Genomic DNA, 19,942 nt, shown 5'->3' on the forward strand with positions numbered 1-19,942 from the left:
ACCAGTGCTGATGGGTCCGAACGGGATGGACCGGGCGATCACCGATGCAGTGGTCGACGCACGCACCGATGTGGGCACCGCGATCGCTCAGGTCATCACCGCGACGGGGAATACGGTGGTTCTCGCGACCATCGTGGCGGTGGTGGTGCTCGGCCTCGCCTCCTGTCGCCGGTATGCCGAGGCGGTCCTGCTCGGTGTGGGTTCGGCGAGTGGGTATGTGGTGATGGTGGTGCTCAAGCACATCGTCGCCCGTCCGCGACCACCCGTCGACGAGCGGCTGCTCGACATCGACACCTACTCGTTCCCGTCAGGGCACGCGATGATGAGCACCATCGTGTTCGGTCTGCTGGCGGTGATCGCCTATCGGGTCAGCGGCTGGGTTCGGGCGCATCCGGTGGTTCTGGTGATCGCGCCCGTGTGGGCGATCGCGATCGGCTGTACGCGCGTCTATCTCGGCGTGCACTGGGCGACCGATGTCATCGCCGGCTGGTTGATCGGTGCGGCCTGGGTGGCGGGGTGCGTCTGGGTGTCGGCGCACCTGCGGATTCTGGCCCCGAGGTGAGGTTGCGGCCGGAACCTGCGGGTGCGACCCGATGCGTGGGTTAACGTCGGATCGAGGACTGGTGGATTCGTGGACGAGGAGAAGTGACAGATGAGCAGTCAGGTCGCGGGCGCACGCGAGGTGCGTGCAGAGGATGCGTTCGACGTCGAGGTCGTGGCGAACTGGCTACGCGAGCACGCCGACGACCCCACCGGACTCGACGGAACCCCCCAGGTGAAGCAGTTCTCCGGCGGCGCGTCCAACCTGACCTATCTGTTGACCTATCCGACGCGTGAGCTGATCCTGCGCCGTGGTCCGGCGGGCACCAAGGCGCGCGGCGCCCACGACATGGGGCGCGAGTTCCGCATCCAGTCGAAGCTGTCGCCGGTGCTGCCCTACATCGCGCCGATGGTGGCGTTCTGCGATGACGAATCTGTGCTGGGTTCGAACTTCTACGTGATGGGCAAGCTCGACGGCATCATCCCGGGCAAGGAATGGCCCGCCGATGTGCCGCTCTCGGCCGAGCAGGCGCGGGCGCTGTGCCTGAATTTCTTGGACACTCTCGTCGAACTGCATTCGGTCGACGTGGAGGCCGCCGGCCTCACCGATCTGGGCAAGGGCTTCGGCTATGTGAAGCGCCAGGTGGACGGATGGTCGACCCGCTTCCGCAACGCCCGCACCGACGATGTCCCGGACTACGAGGACGTGATGGTCTGGCTGGCCGAGAACCAACCCGACGACGTCGCAAACTGCGTGATCCACAACGACTTCAAGCTCGACAACGTGGTCTTCTCGGAGGACGACGTGACCCGCGTCATCGGCATCCTGGACTGGGAGATGGCGACGCTGGGCGATCCGCTGATGGACGTGGCCGGATCGATGGCGTACTGGGTGCAGGCCGACGACGACGAGCAAACTCAGTTGATGCGTCGTGTGCCGACGAATCTTCCCGGCATGATCACCCGCGCCGAGTTCGTCGAACTCTACTGCGAGCGAATGGGTTTCGACATGTCCCCGGACAAATGGCGCTGGTATGAGGCCTTCGGGCAGTTCCGCTTCGCAGTGATCGCGCAGCAGATCTACTACCGCTACTACCACGGGCAGACCACCAACGAGGCGTTCGCACTCATCGGTAAATCGGTCGGCGCGGTGGAGGGTCGACTCAACAGGCTCATCGGTAAGTCCTGACCGTCCCCACCCGGAGCGGTTCCCATCCGGTCCCTGAGGAGGTCCGGAGCGCTAGCGGAGGGCCGTCACGAAGGGGCAAGTTCGCCGGGTCTCGATACGCTCCTCACTCTGTTCGTCGCTACTCGACCAGCGGAGGGGGGTTCCCGTCCGGTTTCCTGAGGAGGTTGCTGGTCGAGTAGCCCGAGGCGCTAGCCGAGGGCGTATCGAGACCCGCGTAGACGCTCCGGCCCCATCACATGTCCGCGGTTTCCCGTCGCTCGACCTGAAACGCGCCGATCTACCCCGCGCCGGGAATCAGTGCGGCGAGACGCCGTCCGTGGTCGGGCGGCATCACCCGGATGTCCGACCAGAGCACCAGTGTGTCGCCGTCAAAACGGCGCAGCGCCTCGGCATCCGGCCGGGTGGGAAGTTGTCGAAGGCCTCGCAGGGCAGGATCACCATCGCTCCTACTCGTTCGTCGCGACCGATCGCGGTCAGGAACAGGCCTCCACCCCAATCGGGATGGACGACAGTCGCATCTCGCAGGTCGAGCGCCTCGAGGGAGTCGGTCAACAGGTGTGGAACAGAAACACGCTGGCTATCCCCGAATCGCAGGCATCCAACTCCAGGCTCGCCAGGCCAGAGTGGACGGAGCTCGCTGCGCCACAGCCGTATCCGTCCAGGAGCGTGCCGCGCGCTCCAAAGGGTCACAGGTGAGATGCGCCAGCTGTGATGGCCGAGGAGCGGGCGCGCGTTCCCGTGCCCGATGGTCACGCCGCACTGTGAACCACATCAATCTGGGCCAAGGGGGTGACGTACGTCGCAGTATGATCTAACATCAGTGTCACCTTTCAAGTGGTCTCCGGTGAGGAATGTCGTCACAATGCAGCATCTGGTGTTTTTGCTTCTCGGACTGGGTAACGGCGCAGTTTTCGGTGCCCTGGCGCTCGCGATCGTCCTGACGTATCGCAGCTCCGGGGTCGTGAACTTCGCAACTGGAGCGATCGCGTTGTACACCGCGTACACATACGCGTTTCTTCGGCAGGGGCAACTGCTCGTGCTGATCCCCGGCGTGGACTCGATCGATCTGGGCACACCGATGGGAATGTGGCCTGCGATGGGCCTGTCCCTCGTGATCGCCGCGTTGCTTGGCCTGGTCCTCTATCTGCTGGTCTTCAGGCCATTGCGTACATCACCTCTGGTGGCGCGAGCAGTGGCCGCACTCGGCATCTCGCTGCTGATCGCCGGCCTGGTGGCCCAGAAACTCGGTACGGACCCGGTCGAGGTGAGCCCCATCTTCCCGACGGACGTCTGGCAGGCCGGTGACCTGCAGTTGTCGGCCGACCGCTTCTACTTCGCGCTGACCATCGTGGTGCTGTCCGTGCTGCTTGCACTGGTCTTCCGCTATACCAAGTTCGGGCTAGCGACTCGGGCATCCGCGGAGACCGAACGCGGTGCGTACGTCAGCGGGATCTCGCCCGACCGCATCGCTGCATACAACTGGATGCTCAGTTCTGCGGTCGCGGGTCTGGCGGGAATCCTGATTGCGCCGATCGTCCCGCTGGTACCGGTTGCCTACACCCTGTTCATCGTGCCGGCGCTGGCCGCCGCGATCTTGGCACGCTTCGACCTCGTCGTGGTCGCAGTGTTCGCCGGTCTCGCCGTGGGCATGCTGCAGTCCGAGGCGCAGTACCTGGCATCCCAATACGACTTCTTGCCGTCCGCCGGTCTGCCCGAACTGGTGCCATTGATCTTGATCCTGGCGGTGCTGCTCATCCGTGCCAAGCCGTTGCCTGCACGTGGCGAGATCATCCTGCAAACCCTGGGACGTGCCCCCCGGCCACTTCACGTGGCTCCTACCGCCGTGGTGATGACGATCGTCGGCATCGTGGCGCTGGTCCTGCTCGACGACCGCATGCGCACGGGGCTGATCGTCAGCTTCATCATGGCCATCATCGCGTTGTCTTCCGTCGTGGTCACCGGGTACGCCGGTCAGGTATCGTTGGCCCAGTTGACGATCGCCGGAGTCGCGGGCTTCCTGCTCGGACCCATCGCCAACACCTTCCATCTTCCGTTCCCGATCGCTCCGCTTGTGGCTGCGATCTGCGCGGCAGCGCTCGGCGTTGTGATTGGACTTCCGGCCCTGAGGATTCGAGGTCTCACAGTCGCGGTGGTGACGCTGGCAATGGCGTTTGCGGTCGAAGCGATCTGGTTCCGCAACGGCGACATCGTCGGCACCAGTGGCGTCGAGGCGCCGAAACCCAGCCTGTTCGGATGGGACCTGAGCATTGGTCAGGGCCTGGCGTATCCGCGGGTGACGTTCGGTGTGCTGGTGCTACTGGTGTTGGTTGCGGTCGCTGTCTCGGTCGCGCTGCTACGGCGCAGTCGACTCGGGACCGAGATGCTGGCCGTCCGGGCAAACGAGAGATCCGCTGCCGCAGCCGGTGTGAGTGTCGTCCGGGTCAAGATTCTGGCTTTCGCGATTGGTGCGTTCATCGCCGGCATCGGCGGCTCATTGCTGGCCTACCAACAGCAGACCGTGACATTCGACTCGTACTCGGCGATGGCCGGCGTTGCGCTCTTCGCCACGGTCTACCTGGCCGGTATCACCTCGGTTGCCGGCGGCATCCTGGCGGGGGTCTCCGCCGCGAACGGGCTGATATTCATCTTCGTCGACGAACTGTGGTCGGTGAGTGGTTGGTATGTCGTGGTCTCCAGCGTCCTGCTGATCTTCACTGTGATCCTCAACCCCGAGGGCATCGTGGGCCCGGCACACAGTGTGTTGGCGAACCGCCGGGCCGCAGCGCTGCGGGACAAGGCCAAGGCCTCTCCGGATGCGCATGCCACGGATGCCATTCCCATCGAGGAGCTTCCGGCCCAGCCGCGGGTTCTCGATCGGACGGGGCAGTCCGAGCTGACCCTCACCGATGTGTCGGTGAAATATGGTGGTGCGGTTGCGCTGTCGGACGTATCGCTAGACGTTCCGAAGGGTGCGCTGGTGGGGCTCATCGGTCCGAACGGTGCCGGAAAGACTACACTCATGGATGCCATCACCGGATTTGCGGACTACACCGGCGACGTCACACTGTCGGGGTCGTCCATGGGCGGGCTCGCCCCGCACAATCGGATTCGTGCGGGCCTCGGCCGTACCTTTCAGGCGATCGAGCTGTACGACGATCTCAGCGTGACAGAGAACGTCAAGGTGGGCCGAACGGCCGCAGTGCATCGTCCCGACGTCAAGACCGAACACACCGATATCGGCCACCTCACTGAGGTATTCGAACTCCTGGGCATCACTGAGATCAGTGAGCGCCCAGCCGGCGAACTGTCACAAGGACAGCGTCAGCTGGTATCGATCGCACGGGCTCTGGCCGGCTCACCCAATCTGTTGCTGCTGGACGAGCCGGCAGGTGGCCTGGACAGCACCGAGAGCCGTTGGCTCGGAGAACGACTGCGACGAATCTGTGACAGTGGGGTGACGATTCTGATGGTCGATCACGACATGGATCTGGTCCTGAGTATCTGCGACGAGGTTCACGTGCTGAACTTCGGTGAGCTCATAGCGTCCGGGTCCCCGGCGGAGATCCGGTCAAATCGAACAGTTGCGGAAGCATATCTAGGAAGAGAGGCTCAGGTTCATGGCTGACGTGCTACTTGCCGGAAAGGGCAAACCGGAAGAGCCTGTGCATACCGGAAGCCCGATCCTGGAATGCCGAGAGGTGTCGGCCGGCTACGGTTCGGTCAAAGTGGTTCGAGACGTGAGCTTCTCGCTCCATGCCGGCAATGTCCTGGCGATCCTGGGGCCCAACGGCGCGGGGAAGTCCACTCTGATGAACACCTTGGCCGGGTTGCTGCCCCGCAAAGGAGGCGACGTCGTCGTCGAGGGCAGACAATTGCGCAGCGGTCGTCCTGCGGAAGCCAACCGTCATGGACTGGTGCTGGTTCCGGATGATCGGGCGTTGTTCACATCGCTCACGGTCCGTGAGAATCTGACGATCGCTAAGAGGTCCGGAGGGCTCGATGTTGATGCGGCCATGGAAATGTTCCCAGCCCTTGCCAAGCGCATCAAAGTCAATGCCGGGGCGCTGTCGGGTGGAGAGCAACAGATGCTCGCCGTGGCGCGAGCGCTGACCCAGAATCCCCGCGCCCTTCTCATCGATGAGATGAGCATGGGATTGGCCCCGGTCATCGTCGAGGAGCTGTTGCCAATCGTGCGTCGGATCGCGGATGAGACCAAAGCCGTTGTAGTGCTGGTGGAACAGCACGTGCAGTTGGCTCTGGAGGTCGCCGACGAGGCGCTCGTCCTCGTGCACGGCGGTGTGCGACTGAGCGGGCCGGCCGACGACCTCGCAAAGGACCCAGCGTTGCTCGAGCAGGCTTACCTGGGCGAAGCCGTCTGACAGTTCATCGGCAGAGCCCGTTCACCGATAGAGCCGGCCACCCCCGTGCGCGGGGGTGGCCGGCTCTATGTCTCATTCATGGCGAGGAAGACCTGTTCTCCGAGACTGTTCACACCCAATCGACAGCTACCGGATTTCACTCCTGGAAGCCGATCGGTTTCGAGAGAACCAAACTCGGGAGTCAAATGTGCCCGCGATCCTCAGTTGGATCTCACGGTCCGTACGACGGCTCTCGATCTGACGCGGGCGACCACGCAGCTGCCCGTGGAAGCGTCCTGAGTCTGTTCCGCTTGCCTGAAAGGCGACTGCGCAGGCGCAGCGTCGCGGGATCTCCCACATTCTGCCTGCCGCGCCGTGGAAGACGGTCATCGTGCCGTACGAAGCGGACACGCAACCAGCAGTCAAACGGCGATCGGGCGCGCAGTGATCGATTCGGCAGTGGCCATCGGACTTGCGCGACGACCGACCCCGACAACGACATGCGGACCGACTTCCAGAGCGGAACGTGGCACTCGCTCCGAGGCTGGTTCCGTCCCAAATGGATTTGGCCGCCAGCCCGAAACGGGCTGGCGGCCAAATCAGTTCGAGCGATTGATCAGGAGGTGGGTTTGGCGTAGAGCGATGGGTCGATGGTCACCTTCTTGTAGTCGGTGAGTTCGCCGTTCTCGTTGGCCTTGGCAAGGATGCCGTCTGCGCTGCAGATATTCGGTGAGATCGGGATCTGCTTGCCGTTGCACTGGAACATGATTCCGTCGGTCAGCGGGTACTCCGTCGGAGGCGCGGTCTTCATACCCTCCATGACCGTTTCCTTCGTGGGGTCGGTGACCTTGGCGGCGTTGAGTGCCTTGATCATGCCGAGCATCGGGGCGTATCCGGCAGACGAGAGCTGGCCGAACTTTGCGCCGTCGCCGTACTTGGCCAGAATCGCCGAGTACAGCTGAGAATCGGCCGCGTCGGGGCTGAGGTTGAGTGCGGCCGCGACATTGATGTCCTTGTAACCGTTCGGGATCGAGCTGCCGCCACCGATGCTGATGCATCGATCGATGGCGAAGATCGGGGTATTGGGCTTGGTGGTCTTGATTGCTTTGAAGGCGCTGGTGCAGAAGCTGTCATTGCCGAGGACGAAGAAGTTGTCCGCGTCGGCTCCTGCGGCACTGATCTGCGGGGTCATGTCCGCGGTGCCCGGCGGAATGCCGACGACATCGTACCCGACACCTGCATTACCCCAAACCATACCGCCTACCGCACGGGTGGGTCCCTCTGCGCCCGGCACGCCGATGGACACGGCGAGAGTGTCCTTGAGCCCCTCGTCTTTGGCTGAGGTGGCCGTGATCGCGAAGTACGCGGTGCCGTTCGACAGGGAGAAGACCCCGGGGGTGCTGAGGCCCTTCGGCGTGGTGCCGCTGTGGACGACGAGCGGGACACCGGCGGGCGACAGGACGTCGACGAGGTTGTCGAGTTCGCCCGGGGTCGGTCCGACCACCGCTGCGGCGCCGGCCTGGACCATCTGGTTCGCACAATCGGTTGCCACGGCAGGCTGCGCGAGTGCCTCACACGGCTTGAACTGGATCGGATGTCCGCCGATGCCGCCGAGGTAGTCGTTGGCGTAGGCGGCCGCGGCTTGGGCGCCACGGATCTCGTCGCTCGTGTCGATAGTCGGCGACTTGCCTTCGCTGACGAACCCGATTGTCACTGGAGTTCCGGTTGCCTTGTTGGGTGTGCCCAGAACGGATTCGTTGGCCGAGGGTTCGGCTGCCGAGTCGCCGCCGTCATCGGAACTGCTACAGGCGACCATCCCTGCGGTGAGGGCGGCAGAGAGCAACGTTGTTGCCAACAGCCGCCGGCCGGTCCTTGTCTTGTTCATTCTGTGCTCCTGAGATCGGGACGTCGGAATTGCGCCCGCACATGGGTGTTGGATTGAGTCTCGTATCCAATCGTTCGGGTTGGTGCGAAGATCGGATCCACTGGGAGACGTGGTGTCAGATACGGACTCTTGAATCGTGGACTATGACGGCGGTCACTCCTATCGTTTTCTCGGAATGTTATCCAACTGTTATGTCCCGGCGTCTCAGAGACGTGCTGTGTGCGCTGGTGATTCCGTGATTCGGGGATTGTTGATGACTCGAAGACCCTGCGCGCGTCAGGCTTGTGTAGGCGGACAGAAGATACCCAGTCATGTCAGAAAGGTGCGCTTAGGCTCGGGTCACTGCCACCCGAGGTGCTGTCGCGATGGGCTGAGACCTCCTGAGGAGATCTGGTGGTGGCGCCGGAGGGCTTCCGCTCCGTTGACTGTCGATGGATTGTGGCAGAGGACAACACGCTGATCGTCCACCTCGGGCGGCAGTGGTCGAGCACCACCGGTCCTTCACCGCCGGTCCTTCCACCGCGGAAATGTCCGTCGTCTGATAGGTGAGGTCCTCGTGTCGTGGGTTGAGGACGTGTCAGTCCCCGCGCACGACCTCCATCATCGAGTCGGCGTCGACGAACTTCACTCGTGGTCGCCTCCGGAGCTTTCCAGCGGCTCGCTCGGCCTTGTCGATCAGGGACCAGCCGGCGAAGTCGACGACGTGCGGCGCTCGCTGGGACACCAAGTCCGCGAATGATTCCGAGTCGTCTGCGGGAGCGGCGAGTGCGCCCGCGACGTAGTCCTGCAGCAACAGGTCGACGGTATCGGCGGCGCACTTCTTGTTCGTCCCGATGACCCCTGAGGGCCCCCGCTTGACCCATCCGGTGGCGTAGACACCCTGGACTGGTTCGTCGCCGTCCAGTGTGACAACCCGACCATCGACGTTCGAGATGACACCACGGGCGTCGTCGAACGGCACCCCTGGTACCGGCACGCCACGATAGCCGACCGCCCGGAGTACGAGCGACGTGTCGATGACCTCGGTGGTATCCGTTCCGACCGCGACGACGGCTCCTGACTCGTTGCGGTCGAGGTTGTTGTGCATGACGCTGACGGACTCGATGTGACCCTCGCCCGAGATCTCGGTGGGGGAGGCGAGGTATCTCAAGACGAGACGCTTCGATGAGCCGGCCCCGCCCTCCTCGGCAACCTTGCGGGCCAAAGCGACCTTGGCCTTGACCGATGACTCGGTTTCGGGGTCGTCGAGGATCTCCTGCGTCACAGAATCGATGCGCACCTCGTCGGGATCGATCACGAGGTCGACCCCGGGGAGATGGCGCAGGGCCATCATTTCGGGATTGGTGTATCCGGCTTGTGCGACACCCCGTCGGCCGAGCACGACCACCTCGCGAATGTTGCTCGCACGCAGTACTTCCAATGCATGGTCCGCGATGTCGGTGCGGTCGAGGTCGTCCGGGTCGGAGAGCAGGATGCGAGCGACGTCGAGAGCGACGTTGCCGTTGCCGACGATGACGGCTCGTTCACCGCTGAGGTCGTAGGTCCGATCTGCGTAGTCGGGGTGGCCGTTGTACCAGCCGACGAATTCCGTGGCGGTGTGGCTACCCGGGAGGTCCTCGCCGGCGATGCCGAGGCGACGATCCGACGACGCGCCCACTGCGTAGATGACAGCGTGGTTGTGTGCCAGCAATTCTTCATGCGTCAGGTCGACACCGACCTCGACCCCCAGGTGCAACCTGAAATTCTTGCGACGCTCGAGGGTCCGGAAGATGTCGGTCACCGCCTTCGTGCCCGGGTGATCGGGAGCGACTCCGGAGCGGACGAGCCCATACGGTGTCAGCAAGCGCTCAAACATGTCGACCTGGACGCCTTTGAGTGCGATCAGCTCGGACGCGGCATAGAATGCCGCAGGTCCTGACCCGACGATGGCGACCCTCAGCTGCGAGAAATCCGCCTTCCGCCACAGCGGTTTCGGCACGTCGAGTTCACCGCTCTGCACCGGATGCAGGTCGAAGTACTCGGCATTGAGTTCGATGAACGGGAGCTCGGGATCGTCCAACTCGTCTTCGGCCTTGATCGCCTCCACGGGGCAGGCCTCGACACAGGCGCCACAGTCGATGCAGGTCTGCGGGTCGATGTGGAGCATCTCTGTCCGCATGAAGTCTGGCTCGTCGGGCGTCGGATGGATGCAGTTGACCGGGCATACATCAACGCATGAGGCGTCGTTGCAACACGCTTGCAAAATCACAAAGGCCACGGCGATGTCCTCCAATATCTGACAGTTACGTCTACTTTGGGGGCAAGGGTTCGATCTGTCAAGTAGCAGAAGAACCCTTCCATGCGTCTTTCTGCCGTTATGCCGGCTGCGAGCGTACGGCGTGATCAACGGCCCGTCGAAGTGGCGCTCGACTGGAGTGAACATTTGATCTAACGTCAGTGTCACTAATGGTTCAGGTGCCATTCCAGCGGCGACCGAACGTACCGACGAGGAGGGTCATGACGGAACGCAATCGACTGGTCGTGTGCGCGAGCCACAGCCCGGGGATGGAGCGAGACACCGAGCATGTGTTCGGATCGGAGTTCCGGGCCGGCCTGGCTGATGCGCGGGCACTGATCACCTCGTTCGACCCGGATTTCACGATCCTCTTCGGTGGCGACCATCGCCGTGCCTTTCGGCACGTGGTCCCGACCTTCGGCGTGGCCACGTCCGCGACCATCCTGCCCGAAGGTGGCCATGACGAAGGGACACTGAATGTTCCGGCCGATGTCGCCATGGACCTCGCGGTGCATCTACTCGACTCGCGGTTCGATATCGCGGTCTGCCGGGACGTCTCCCTCGACCACGCTTTCGCGCAACCACTACGAGACCTCACCGGCGACCTCGGACGCTACCCGGTCATCCCGGTGCCGATCAATTGCGCGACCGGACCGTTGCCGGCGGCCGCGCGCGTACTGGAGTTCGGGGAAGCGGTCGGGCGTTTTCTCGACACGCTGGACGCCCGCGTGTTGGTGATCGGGACCGGCGGGCTGTCTCACTCGCCGCCGAGTCTGGAGCTCGATGCCTACGACATCAGCGACGAGGAGCGGCGCCGCGTGATCCGCGAGGGCGCGGCAGCTGCGCGTACGAAGATCAAGCCGCAATGGGACAAGGCCTTCCTGGACGCGTTGGCCACCTGGGACGGTGCCGAACTGGTCTCGCTCACCGATGATGCCCGCGCGCAGGCCGGTGTCGGCGCCAACGAGGTGCGCACATGGCTGGCGGCCGGGGCCGCGGGAGGCGGCACGCCGCTGGATGCGCTTGTTTATCAGCCGGTCGAGGAATGGATCACCGGGATGGGGCTGGCGGTGTCGCGGTGAACCCGCTGATCTGATCAGGCCACCGGAGGGAATCGGGTGGTCGACGACGTTCCCAATCGCACGGACAATCCCGAACCCGGTGCCGCGCTTCACGAGTGTTGAGAAAGGAGCTGATTTCGACGTGCGGTTGAACTGGCCGGCGTCAGAACGGACTGCCCGAAGCAATCGCTGTGGGGCAGTCCGTCTCCGTTGGTGACGCGCAGTTTCAGCGGCCCTGCCACACGGGTGGCCGCTTCTCGGCGAAGGCGCGGGGTCCCTCCTTGGCATCTTCGGAGTAGGCGATCGCCGGGAGTGCGGCGCTGGTCATGTCCCAGCCGATGGTCTCGTTCGGTCGATCGCCGGACTCTCTCTGTGCGAGAGCGATTCGTTTGGAAGCGGCTACCGCGAGTGGTGCATTGGCCGCGATCTTCTCAGCCAGCGCCAGCGCAGTGGCGAGCACGTCGCCTGCAGGGACCACCCGATTTATCAGGTGCAGCTCGAGCGCCTGCGCAGCGGTGATCGGTTCGCCGGTGAGCAGCAGTTCCATCGCAACGACCTGAGGTAGCTTCGCGGCGAGGCGAAATGCGCCGCCCGCACCGGCGATCAGACCCCGTGTCACCTCCGGCAGCCCGAAGATCGCAGTGTCGGCGGAGACCGCGAGATCGCTGGCCAACACGAGTTCAGTGCCACCGCCGAGCGCGGGTCCGTTGACTGCTGCGATGGTCGGCTTGCTGATCGCATGTCCGACGTAGCCCGCCAGGCCCCACTGCTCGCGCCCGGGTGGGATCACCGCCTCGCCGCGGGTGATGGCCTTGAGGTCGGCTCCCGCGCAGAACGCCTTGTCGCCGGCGCCGGTGAGGACCACGGCGCGAACGTCAGGGTCCTTGTCTGCTTCGGCCAGGGCATCGCCGACGACAATGCACATCTCGGCATTGACGGCGTTACGCGCCTCTGGACGATTCATGGTGATGAGCATGACGTGCCCGCGACGTTCGATCAGCGCGGGAGACTCCGGTGTATCAGTCAAGATTCCTCCAAATTGTTGTGGTGCACGAATCAGCGATCACGGCCAGACGTCCGCGACATCGACTGCGTGCCTTGGCGGTGGTGCGGGAACCGCAGGGGACGTGCGCGAGAACGACGGCGCCGGCCCGGGTTGGGTGATCCCGTCGATCGTCGTGAAGACACCGCGCGCGACCATCTGTGGATCGGCTTCGGCCTCGGCGAAGGTCAAAACCGGAGTCACGCAAGCGTCGACCCCGGCGAAGACGCTTGCCCATTCGTCCCGTGACCGAGAGGCAAAGCATTCGGCGAAGAGCTTACGCATGTGCGGGTAGTTCTCGGGTTCGCGTTGGGCGCCGACCTCGGCGGGATCGAGGCCGAGGGTTTTTACCATCGTCGCAAAGAACTGTGGCTCCAAGGCTCCGACCGCGACATACTTGCCGTCTGAGCACTCGTAGGTGTCATAGAACGGAGCAGAGCCGTCGAAGACATTCTCGCCACGGTCATCTGACCACCGTCCTGACCCGCGCATGGCCCACAACAGGTGCCCCAGTGCCGCTGCGCCGTTCACGATTGCCGCATCGATGATCTGCCCGCGTCCGGAGGTCTGGCGTTCGACCAGAGCGGAGATGAGACCGATCACCAGGAACATCGAACCGCCGCCGAAGTCGCCGAAGAGGTTCAGGGGTGGCACCGGGCGCTCACCCGGACGTCCAACGGCGTGCAGCAGTCCCGTCAGTGAAATGTAGTTCAGGTCGTGGCCTGCCTCCATGGCCCGTGGACCATTCTGCCCCCATCCAGTCATTCGGCCGTAGATGAGCCGTGGATTGACCTCGGCGACGTCGACGGGGCCGAGACCGAGGCGCTCGGTGACGCCCGGGCGAAAGCCCTCGATGAGGATGTCTGCCCGCGCGACGAGTCGCATCACATCGCGGAGGTCCTCGGGGTTCCTGAGGTCGGCTTCCACGATGGTTCGTCCGCGCAGGCCGGCACTCGATCCTGTTCCGGCTGTGGCCAACCCGCCGCGTCTCTGTACGCGGACCACATCGGCGCCCAGATCGGCCAACACCATCGCGGCGTGAGGACCGGGACCCATGCCGGCGAGCTCGAGTACCCGTACACCGGCGAGGGGCCCGGCGTGCGGGTCAGTCACTGGAGGGAAGGGGTTTGGCGCTCTTGATGTCCAGTGGCGTGCCGCCGAGCGACAGGGTTCCGGTGCCGGGCTTGGTCACCAGGACCTCGACGGTGTCCTCGGGGTCGACGTAGCGTTTGCCGAGCTGTGTCCCGCTGTCGAGTCCCGCTGCCGGGGTGAGCCCGGTCGCCGGTGTCTTCGTCACGTCGATCATCGGCTGGCCGCCGCAGTCGAGTTCCGATTCGCCTGCGGGTGCCTTGACGATGATCACCTGTGTGCCGCATACCTGGCTCTGCAGACGACTTCCGGTTTTCAACACGATCTCTCCTTTGATTCTGGTGCTGTTCGACGTCGAGCTCTGTGCGCCGTTCACGCGCGGGATTCCGCTGTGGGTTCGACGATGCTCGACACCACGTTCTTGCGGAGAATCTTTCCGGTTGCGGTTGCCGGGAGGTCGTCGAGGAAGATGACCCGATCCGGGGTGCGCGAACCGCGTAGGCGTTCACGTACGTAGGTGCGCAACTCCTCGGGATCAACAGACATGCCAGGCTCGACGACGACCGCAGCAGCGATCGCCTCACCCCAGTGATCGTCTGGTATGCCGACCACCACAACCGAGCGGACCATCGGGTGGTGTACGAGAACGTCCTCGATCTCGGCGGGGGCGATGTTCTCGCCACCGCGGATGATGGTGTCGTCGTTGCGCCCGACGATGTAGAGGAAACCCTCGGTGTCGGTGTACGCGAGATCCTTGGTAGGGAACCAGCCCTCGGCGTCCAGCACCGAGCCGGCACCCATGTACTCCCCGGACACCTGTGGCCCGCGTACCCAGAGTTCGCCCTGCTCGCCTGACGCGACCGGGAGCCCCTCGGGGCTGCGCAGTTGGATCTCGATGCCGGGAACCGGTCGGCCGATCGAGCCCAGACGCGCCTGGACAACCGGATCGTCACTGTCGAGTGCCGCGCGGTGATCGTCGGGGCCCAGCAGCGCGATCGTGGAACTTGTCTCGGTCAGACCGTAGGCGTTGACGAATCCTGCCTCGGGGAATGCCCGCAGCGCCGCTTCGAGAGTGGGCCGAGGCATGCGTGCTCCGCCGTAGGAGAGCGATCGCAGCGTGGGCACATCGGCGCGTTTACCTGCCAGCACATCGACGATACGATCCAGCATCGTCGGCACGACCATGGCAGACGTCGCACCTTCTCGACGGACGAGCTCCACCCAGGCGCGTGCATCGAAGTTGGGCAGATAGATCAGGCGGCGACCGGCATAGATGTTCGTCAGGATCGTGCCCATCCCGGCGACGTGATACGGCGGAACACTGATGAGCGCACCGTCGGTCTCCGCGGCCGCCCCGTACTCCACAGTGCTCATGACGTAACTGAGCAGATGGCTGTGCCGCAGGATCACACCCTTGGGTGCGGATGTGGTTCCACTGGTGAACAAGATGATCGCCGGATCGTCCGGGTCGACGTTCGCGGCGGGCAGCGGATCTGATGCAGCCGTGCGGGCGGCGGAGGCAAAAGCGTCGGTCGTCATGACGTCGCGGATCGACGCCAGTTCGGCGACGTAGCGGGGGTCCGCGATGACCAACGGGGATTCTGTACGCGCAATCAGCTGTTCGAGCTGCCCGCGGGCGAGGCGGTAGTTGACCGGTACGAACGGCACACCGGCATGGGCGGCGGCGAATACCAGCACGGGGAGCTCGAGTCCGGAATTACCGAGGAAGACGACGTTCTTGGCGTCCGCCCGCGCGATGACACTTGCTGCGCCGGCGACCAGTTCGCCGAACTCCGCATACGTCAGTGAGGTGCCGTCGACCGTGATGGCAGTCCGGTCCGGGTGACCAGATGCCGCCATGTCCAGGATCAGCGAGATGCTCATGCAAGACTTCCAAATCTCTCGTGTGATGTGATCCCCATCGTCGGCCCGATGCCCGTTCTGTGCTGACTCGGCAGGGGTGCTCCGGAAGAATGACGTGGGTCACTCCTTGGCAAAACCATAGTGGATGATCTGACACCTTGTCCACGAATTGTGGGAAAGATGTCGGTCCACCGGTTCGAGCGATTGTTTGCGCAGTTCAGAAGGGGGCGGAATCATTGGGTGTTGTGGCGATGCTTGTTCGGCATGCGCGCTACATCGAGCCTTGAATATCGTTGATCTGACATCTAGGGTCAGTTGCGTGTGCCGAAAGGCCAATCAGCTCGCAATCGAAAGGTGGCCGAGATGGCACTTGCCATATCCCCCGAACACATTGAACTCGCCGATGCCGCTGCCGGCCATCTCCGGCGGCATGGTGTCCGCGACGCTGCCCGCGCTTCCCTCGACGGATCACCCGTTCCCGACAAGTTCTGGTCGAGCACAGCGGATCTCGGTTGGCTCGGCTTGCATCTCCCGGAAGAACACGGTGGGTCGGGCTACGGTATCGCGGAGCTGACCGTCGTCCTCGAGGCGATGGGGCATGAGCTGGCTCCCGGCCCGTTCCTTGCGACGGTCGCCGCATCGGCAGTCATCGCGCACTCCGGGGATGCCGACCTCAAGGCGGAAGTGCTCCCCGGGCTCGCGGACGGATCGACAGTTGGTGCGGTCGGCCTCGCCGCGGGGCTGTCCCGCGACACCGAGGGCCTGGTCAGCGGCCAGGTGCGCGCGGTCTTGTCGGCTCCGGAGGCAGATCTGCTCGTCCTCGCGATCGGCGATGACCTCGTGGTGCTCGACACGACCATGGCGGGGGTAAGCATCAGCCCAGCCACCTCACTGGACACCACTCGCGGGCTGGGGACGGTCTCATGTACGGGAGTTGCTGTCCCGGCCAACCGAATTCTCGAGGGTGCGGCACGCTCGGGTCGCAGCCTGCTGCGTGTCCTCGCATCCGCCGAGGCCACTGGCGGGGCGCTGGCGTGTCTCGAGATGGCCACGGACTACGCAAAGGTTCGCGAACAGTTCGGACGGACCATCGGCTCGTTCCAGGCTGTCAAGCATCACTGCGCCGACATGCTCATCGCCGCGGAGGCGACCGTCGCGGCCACCTGGGATGCAGCCCGCGCCAATGACATCGACAGCGCCTGGTTCGCATCAGCTGTCGCGGCCTCCTATGCGGGCCCGACCCAGCTGAAGAACGCCCGGATGAACATCCAGCTTCATGGTGGCATCGGGTTCACCTGGGAGCACGATGCGCACCTCTACCTGCGACGTGCGACCACGGTCGCCGCAATCCTGTCCGACGGCATCGATCCGTTGGTCGACATCGTCGCCGCCTACCGGTCGGGTCAGGCCCAGGGCGCAATATTCGAGCTGCCCGAGGAGGCCGAGGTGTTCCGGACGGCTGCCCGTGCCGAGGCCGAGGCTGTCAGAGCACTGCCCGAGGCGCAGCGACGCGATCACCTCGTCGACAGCGGATACCTGGTCCCGCACTGGCGCAAGCCCTGGGGGCGCGAGGCCGGGGCGATCGAGCAATTGGTGATCGAGGAGGAGTTCGAGGGCATCGATCTGCCAGACCTGGGCATCACCGGCTGGGTCAATCTCACCATCTCGCAGGTGGGTTCGGACGATCAGCGCAATCGGTGGATCGAACCGGTGCTGCGCGGCCGGGATCAGTGGTGTCAGCTGTTCAGCGAGCCCGGTGCAGGTTCGGATGCCGCTGCCGTTCGAACCGTGGGCAAGAGGGTGGAGGGCGGTTGGCGCGTGACCGGCCAAAAGGTCTGGACCAGTGTCGCTCTCGACTGTCAATGGGGTCTGGCGACCGTCCGGACCGACCCCGACGCAGCCAAGCATGCCGGGGTGTCGATGATGGCGATCGACCTTTCGGCCGAAGGTGTCGAGATCCGTCCGTTACGTGAAATCACCGGCGACGCGTTGTTCAACGAGGTCTTCTTCGACGATGTCTTCGTGCCGGACTCCGACGTCGTCGGCGCAGTGGGCGAGGGCTGGAAGGTCGCCCGTGCCACCCTGGGCAACGAACGGGTATCCATCGGCGGCGGTAGCGGTTCCATCGCGTTCGGGGCCGCCGGTCTCGTAAAGCTGCTCGACGAGTCAGAGAGTGCCGACGGTGTGCGGCGCGTCGGTGAGGTGATCGCCGAAGCACACACCCTTCGTCTACTCAACCTGAGGCAGGCCGCACGCGCGGTCATCGGTGCCGGTCCCGGCCCGGAAGCCAACGTGACGAAGCTCATCAAAGCCGAGCATTCGCAACGTGTCACCGAGCTGGGTATCGATCTGGCCGGCACCGCAGCGGTGACCGGTGAGACTCCTGAGCTGACGTACGCATATCTGTTCGCGCGCTGTCTGACCATCGCCGGCGGCACATCCGAGATCATGCGCAACACCATCGCCGAGCGGCTCCTCGGCCTGCCGCGCGATCCGCTGGCCCGATGATGAACTCGTTGCCGCTCGCCGGCATCACGGTGATCAGTCTGGAGCAAGCGGTGGCCGCTCCGTACGCCACTCGCCAACTGGCCGATCTCGGGGCGCGCGTCATCAAGATCGAGCGGCCCGGGGTCGGGGACTTCGCGCGGGGATACGATGACACGGTCCATGGGGAATCGAGCTACTTCGTCTGGCTCAACCGCTCCAAGGAATCGCTCACGTTGGACCTCAAGAGCGCTGTGGGGCAACAGTTGCTGCGAGAACTTCTGACCGACGCGGACGTGTTCCTGCAGAACCTCGGACCGGGTGCGACCCGCCGGATGGGGCTGGGGGCCGACGACCTCAAGGACTCCCACCCACGACTGATCGTCTGTGACATCACCGGGTACGGAGAAGGGCCTTGGCAGTCGCGGAAGGCCTACGATCTGTTGGTTCAGGCCGAGGCCGGATTGCTCAGTGTCAGTGGAACCGAGCAGGAGGTCGCAAAGGCGGGAATCTCGGTTGCCGACATCGCGGCGGGTAGCTTCGCCTATTCCGGCATCCTTGCCGCTCTCTATTCTCGGGCGACAACGGGCGATGCTCCGGCAGTGACGGTCTCGCTGTTCGAGGCACTCGCCGAGTGGATGGGTTCACCGATGTACTACTCGCAGTACGGAGGAACCCCTTCGCGTCGGACGGGTGCACGGCACGCGACGATCGCCCCGTACGGCCCTTTCAGCGTCGGCGATGGCGGCACCGTGCTGCTGGCGATACAGAATCAACCCGAATGGGAACGGTTCTGCACTCAGGTCCTGGACCTGCCCGGGCTGGTCGACGATCCGCGATTCGCAAAGAACCCTGTGCGCGTGCTCAACCGCGAAGAGTTGGAGGCGATCGTTACTGCGGCGATCGAGCCACTCAGCGCGGACGAACTGGAGAAGAAGCTCGAAGCCGCGGGTATCGCAAATGCCAGGATGAACACGATGGAGCAACTCTGGGATCACCCGGTCCTGTCCGAACGCGAGCGCTGGCGCGACGTCCAGACGCCGGGCGGACAGGTCCGGGCGCTCCTACCGCCGGCGGTGCTGCGTGGAGTCCAGGCCAGAATGGATCCGGTGCCGGCGCTGGGCGAACACACCATCGCCATTCTGCGAGAGCTCGGCAGGGATGACGCAGAGATCGCTCGGCTCCGCGAAGTGCATGTCGTCTGACCCGTTGATCGGGTAGATCGTGCCCGACGCGGACGGCGAGTCCTGAATCAACGGCGAGCGGGTCGAAAGATCGGTTGATGTTTCGACCCGCTCGACGTGAATGCTCTTCTGCCCGGACTACTTCGGTCCGAAACGCAAGGCTCCGTCGATACGGATGACCTCGCCGTTGAGGTAGTCGTTCTCGGCGATGTGCTCGACCAACGCCGCGTACTCTGCGGGGCTACCCATCCGGTTCGGGTAGGGGACGCCTGATCCCCAGTGCTTTTCGGCCTCTTCTCGCTCCATCTTGAATGCGGGGGTGAAGAAGGTACCCGGCGCGATCGCCATCACACGGATGCCCTGTTTCGTCAGGTCGCGTGCGGCAGGCAAGGTCAGTCCCACAACACCGCCCTTGGCGGCGGAGTACGCCGTTTGGCCGATCTGGCCCTCGAATGCGGCGATGCTGGCGGTGTTGACGATGACACCTCGATTGCCGGCTTCGTCGGGCTCGTTCTTCGCCATCGCCGCCGCGCCGAGACGCAGCACATTGAAGGTCCCGTTGAGGAAAAGGTTGATGTACCACTGGAATTGCTCGAAGGACGCCGGCTCCCCGTCACGGCCGACAACGCGGGACGCGCCCGCGGAGCCGCCGTGGGCATTGACGACGATCCGAAGGGGGGCAAGCTCATTGGCTACGGCGAGAGCCGCGTTTACGCTGCTCTCGTCGAGCACATCGGTACTGACATAGCGGACGTGGTCGCCGAGTTCGACTTCGAGGGCTTTGCCCTTCTCGTCGTTGAGGTCGGCGATGACCACCGAGGTGCCGGCGGCGGCCAGCGTACGAACGGTGGCCTCGCCGAGACCTCCGGCGCCACCGGTGACGAGCGCTGATGCGCGGGTGATATCCATGTGGAGTTTCCTCTCCTGCCGCGGCACCTATCGGGGTACCGCCGGGCGAACAGAACTCCATCA

General features: G+C 64.3%; 14 protein-coding genes. 7 read left to right on the forward strand and 7 right to left on the reverse strand.

Annotated features, from left to right (window positions below):
• Positions 1–10 precede the first annotated feature (10 nt).
• The 4 genes from ACVT6V_RS10400 to ACVT6V_RS10415 all read left to right on the forward strand — a co-directional run bounded on the left by ACVT6V_RS10400 (position 11) and on the right by ACVT6V_RS10415 (position 6,108).
• Complete coding sequence (locus ACVT6V_RS10400) at positions 11–562, forward strand: phosphatase PAP2 family protein (protein ID WP_489899726.1); 552 nt, start codon at positions 11–13, stop codon at positions 560–562.
• Between the two features lie 90 nt (positions 563–652).
• Positions 653–1,729 carry a phosphotransferase family protein gene (locus ACVT6V_RS10405; protein ID WP_489899728.1) on the forward strand — a complete coding sequence of 359 codons (1,077 nt, stop codon included), beginning with the start codon at positions 653–655 and terminating at the stop codon, positions 1,727–1,729.
• Positions 1,730–2,591: 862 nt separating this feature from the next.
• On the forward strand, positions 2,592–5,354 hold the full coding sequence (locus ACVT6V_RS10410; protein ID WP_489899730.1) for an ABC transporter permease subunit: 2,763 nt from the start codon (positions 2,592–2,594) through the stop codon (positions 5,352–5,354).
• Entirely contained in the window at positions 5,347–6,108 is a 762-nt protein-coding gene (locus ACVT6V_RS10415) for an ABC transporter ATP-binding protein (RefSeq protein WP_489899732.1), read from the forward strand. Before ACVT6V_RS10410 ends, ACVT6V_RS10415 begins: the two co-directional genes overlap by 8 nt.
• A 595-nt stretch (positions 6,109–6,703) precedes the next feature.
• Here ACVT6V_RS10415 and ACVT6V_RS10420 read toward each other — a convergent pair.
• Entirely contained in the window at positions 6,704–7,972 is a 1,269-nt protein-coding gene (locus tag ACVT6V_RS10420; protein WP_489899734.1) for an ABC transporter substrate-binding protein, read from the reverse strand.
• Between the two features lie 577 nt (positions 7,973–8,549).
• Positions 8,550–10,229, reverse strand: a complete 1,680-nt coding sequence (locus tag ACVT6V_RS10425) for an FAD-dependent oxidoreductase (protein ID WP_489899735.1) — start codon at positions 10,227–10,229, stop codon at positions 8,550–8,552.
• Between the two features lie 239 nt (positions 10,230–10,468).
• Here ACVT6V_RS10425 and ACVT6V_RS10430 point away from each other — a divergent pair, with 239 nt between their 5' ends.
• The gene (locus tag ACVT6V_RS10430) at positions 10,469–11,329 is read left to right on the forward strand and encodes a 3-carboxyethylcatechol 2,3-dioxygenase (protein WP_489899736.1); all 861 of its coding nucleotides are present in this window, start codon (positions 10,469–10,471) and stop codon (positions 11,327–11,329) included.
• A 205-nt stretch (positions 11,330–11,534) separates the two neighbouring features.
• Here the strand turns inward: ACVT6V_RS10430 and ACVT6V_RS10435 are convergent, their stop codons facing one another.
• The 4 genes from ACVT6V_RS10435 to ACVT6V_RS10450 are packed head-to-tail and all read right to left on the reverse strand — an operon-like array spanning position 11,535 to position 15,323.
• The gene (locus tag ACVT6V_RS10435; protein ID WP_489899737.1) at positions 11,535–12,335 is read right to left on the reverse strand and encodes a crotonase/enoyl-CoA hydratase family protein; all 801 of its coding nucleotides are present in this window, start codon (positions 12,333–12,335) and stop codon (positions 11,535–11,537) included.
• Between the two features lie 36 nt (positions 12,336–12,371).
• Entirely contained in the window at positions 12,372–13,463 is a 1,092-nt protein-coding gene (locus ACVT6V_RS10440) for a CaiB/BaiF CoA transferase family protein (RefSeq protein WP_489899738.1), read from the reverse strand.
• The gene (locus tag ACVT6V_RS10445) at positions 13,456–13,761 is read right to left on the reverse strand and encodes a hypothetical protein (RefSeq protein ID WP_005199568.1); all 306 of its coding nucleotides are present in this window, start codon (positions 13,759–13,761) and stop codon (positions 13,456–13,458) included. Before ACVT6V_RS10445 ends, ACVT6V_RS10440 begins: the two co-directional genes overlap by 8 nt.
• A 50-nt stretch (positions 13,762–13,811) precedes the next feature.
• A complete protein-coding gene (locus ACVT6V_RS10450) occupies positions 13,812–15,323 on the reverse strand; it encodes a class I adenylate-forming enzyme family protein (protein WP_489899739.1) in 1,512 nt (503 codons plus the stop codon).
• Positions 15,324–15,665: 342 nt separating this feature from the next.
• On the opposite strand from ACVT6V_RS10450, the gene ACVT6V_RS10455 reads away from it, so the two are divergent.
• Together ACVT6V_RS10455 and ACVT6V_RS10460 are read left to right on the forward strand one after the other, a co-directional pair.
• Entirely contained in the window at positions 15,666–17,810 is a 2,145-nt protein-coding gene (locus ACVT6V_RS10455; RefSeq protein WP_489899740.1) for an acyl-CoA dehydrogenase family protein, read from the forward strand.
• Positions 17,810–18,991 (forward strand): CaiB/BaiF CoA transferase family protein, encoded by a 1,182-nt coding sequence (locus tag ACVT6V_RS10460; protein WP_124711251.1) that lies wholly within the window; start codon positions 17,810–17,812, stop codon positions 18,989–18,991. The genes ACVT6V_RS10455 and ACVT6V_RS10460 overlap by 1 nt, the downstream gene beginning before the upstream one ends.
• A gap of 117 nt (positions 18,992–19,108) precedes the next feature.
• On the opposite strand, the gene ACVT6V_RS10465 is transcribed toward ACVT6V_RS10460, so the two are convergent.
• Positions 19,109–19,879 carry an SDR family NAD(P)-dependent oxidoreductase gene (locus ACVT6V_RS10465; protein ID WP_119032216.1) on the reverse strand — a complete coding sequence of 257 codons (771 nt, stop codon included), beginning with the start codon at positions 19,877–19,879 and terminating at the stop codon, positions 19,109–19,111.
• Between the last annotated feature and the right edge of the window lie 63 nt (positions 19,880–19,942).

The organism is Gordonia sp. LMA167 (assembly GCF_058130025.1).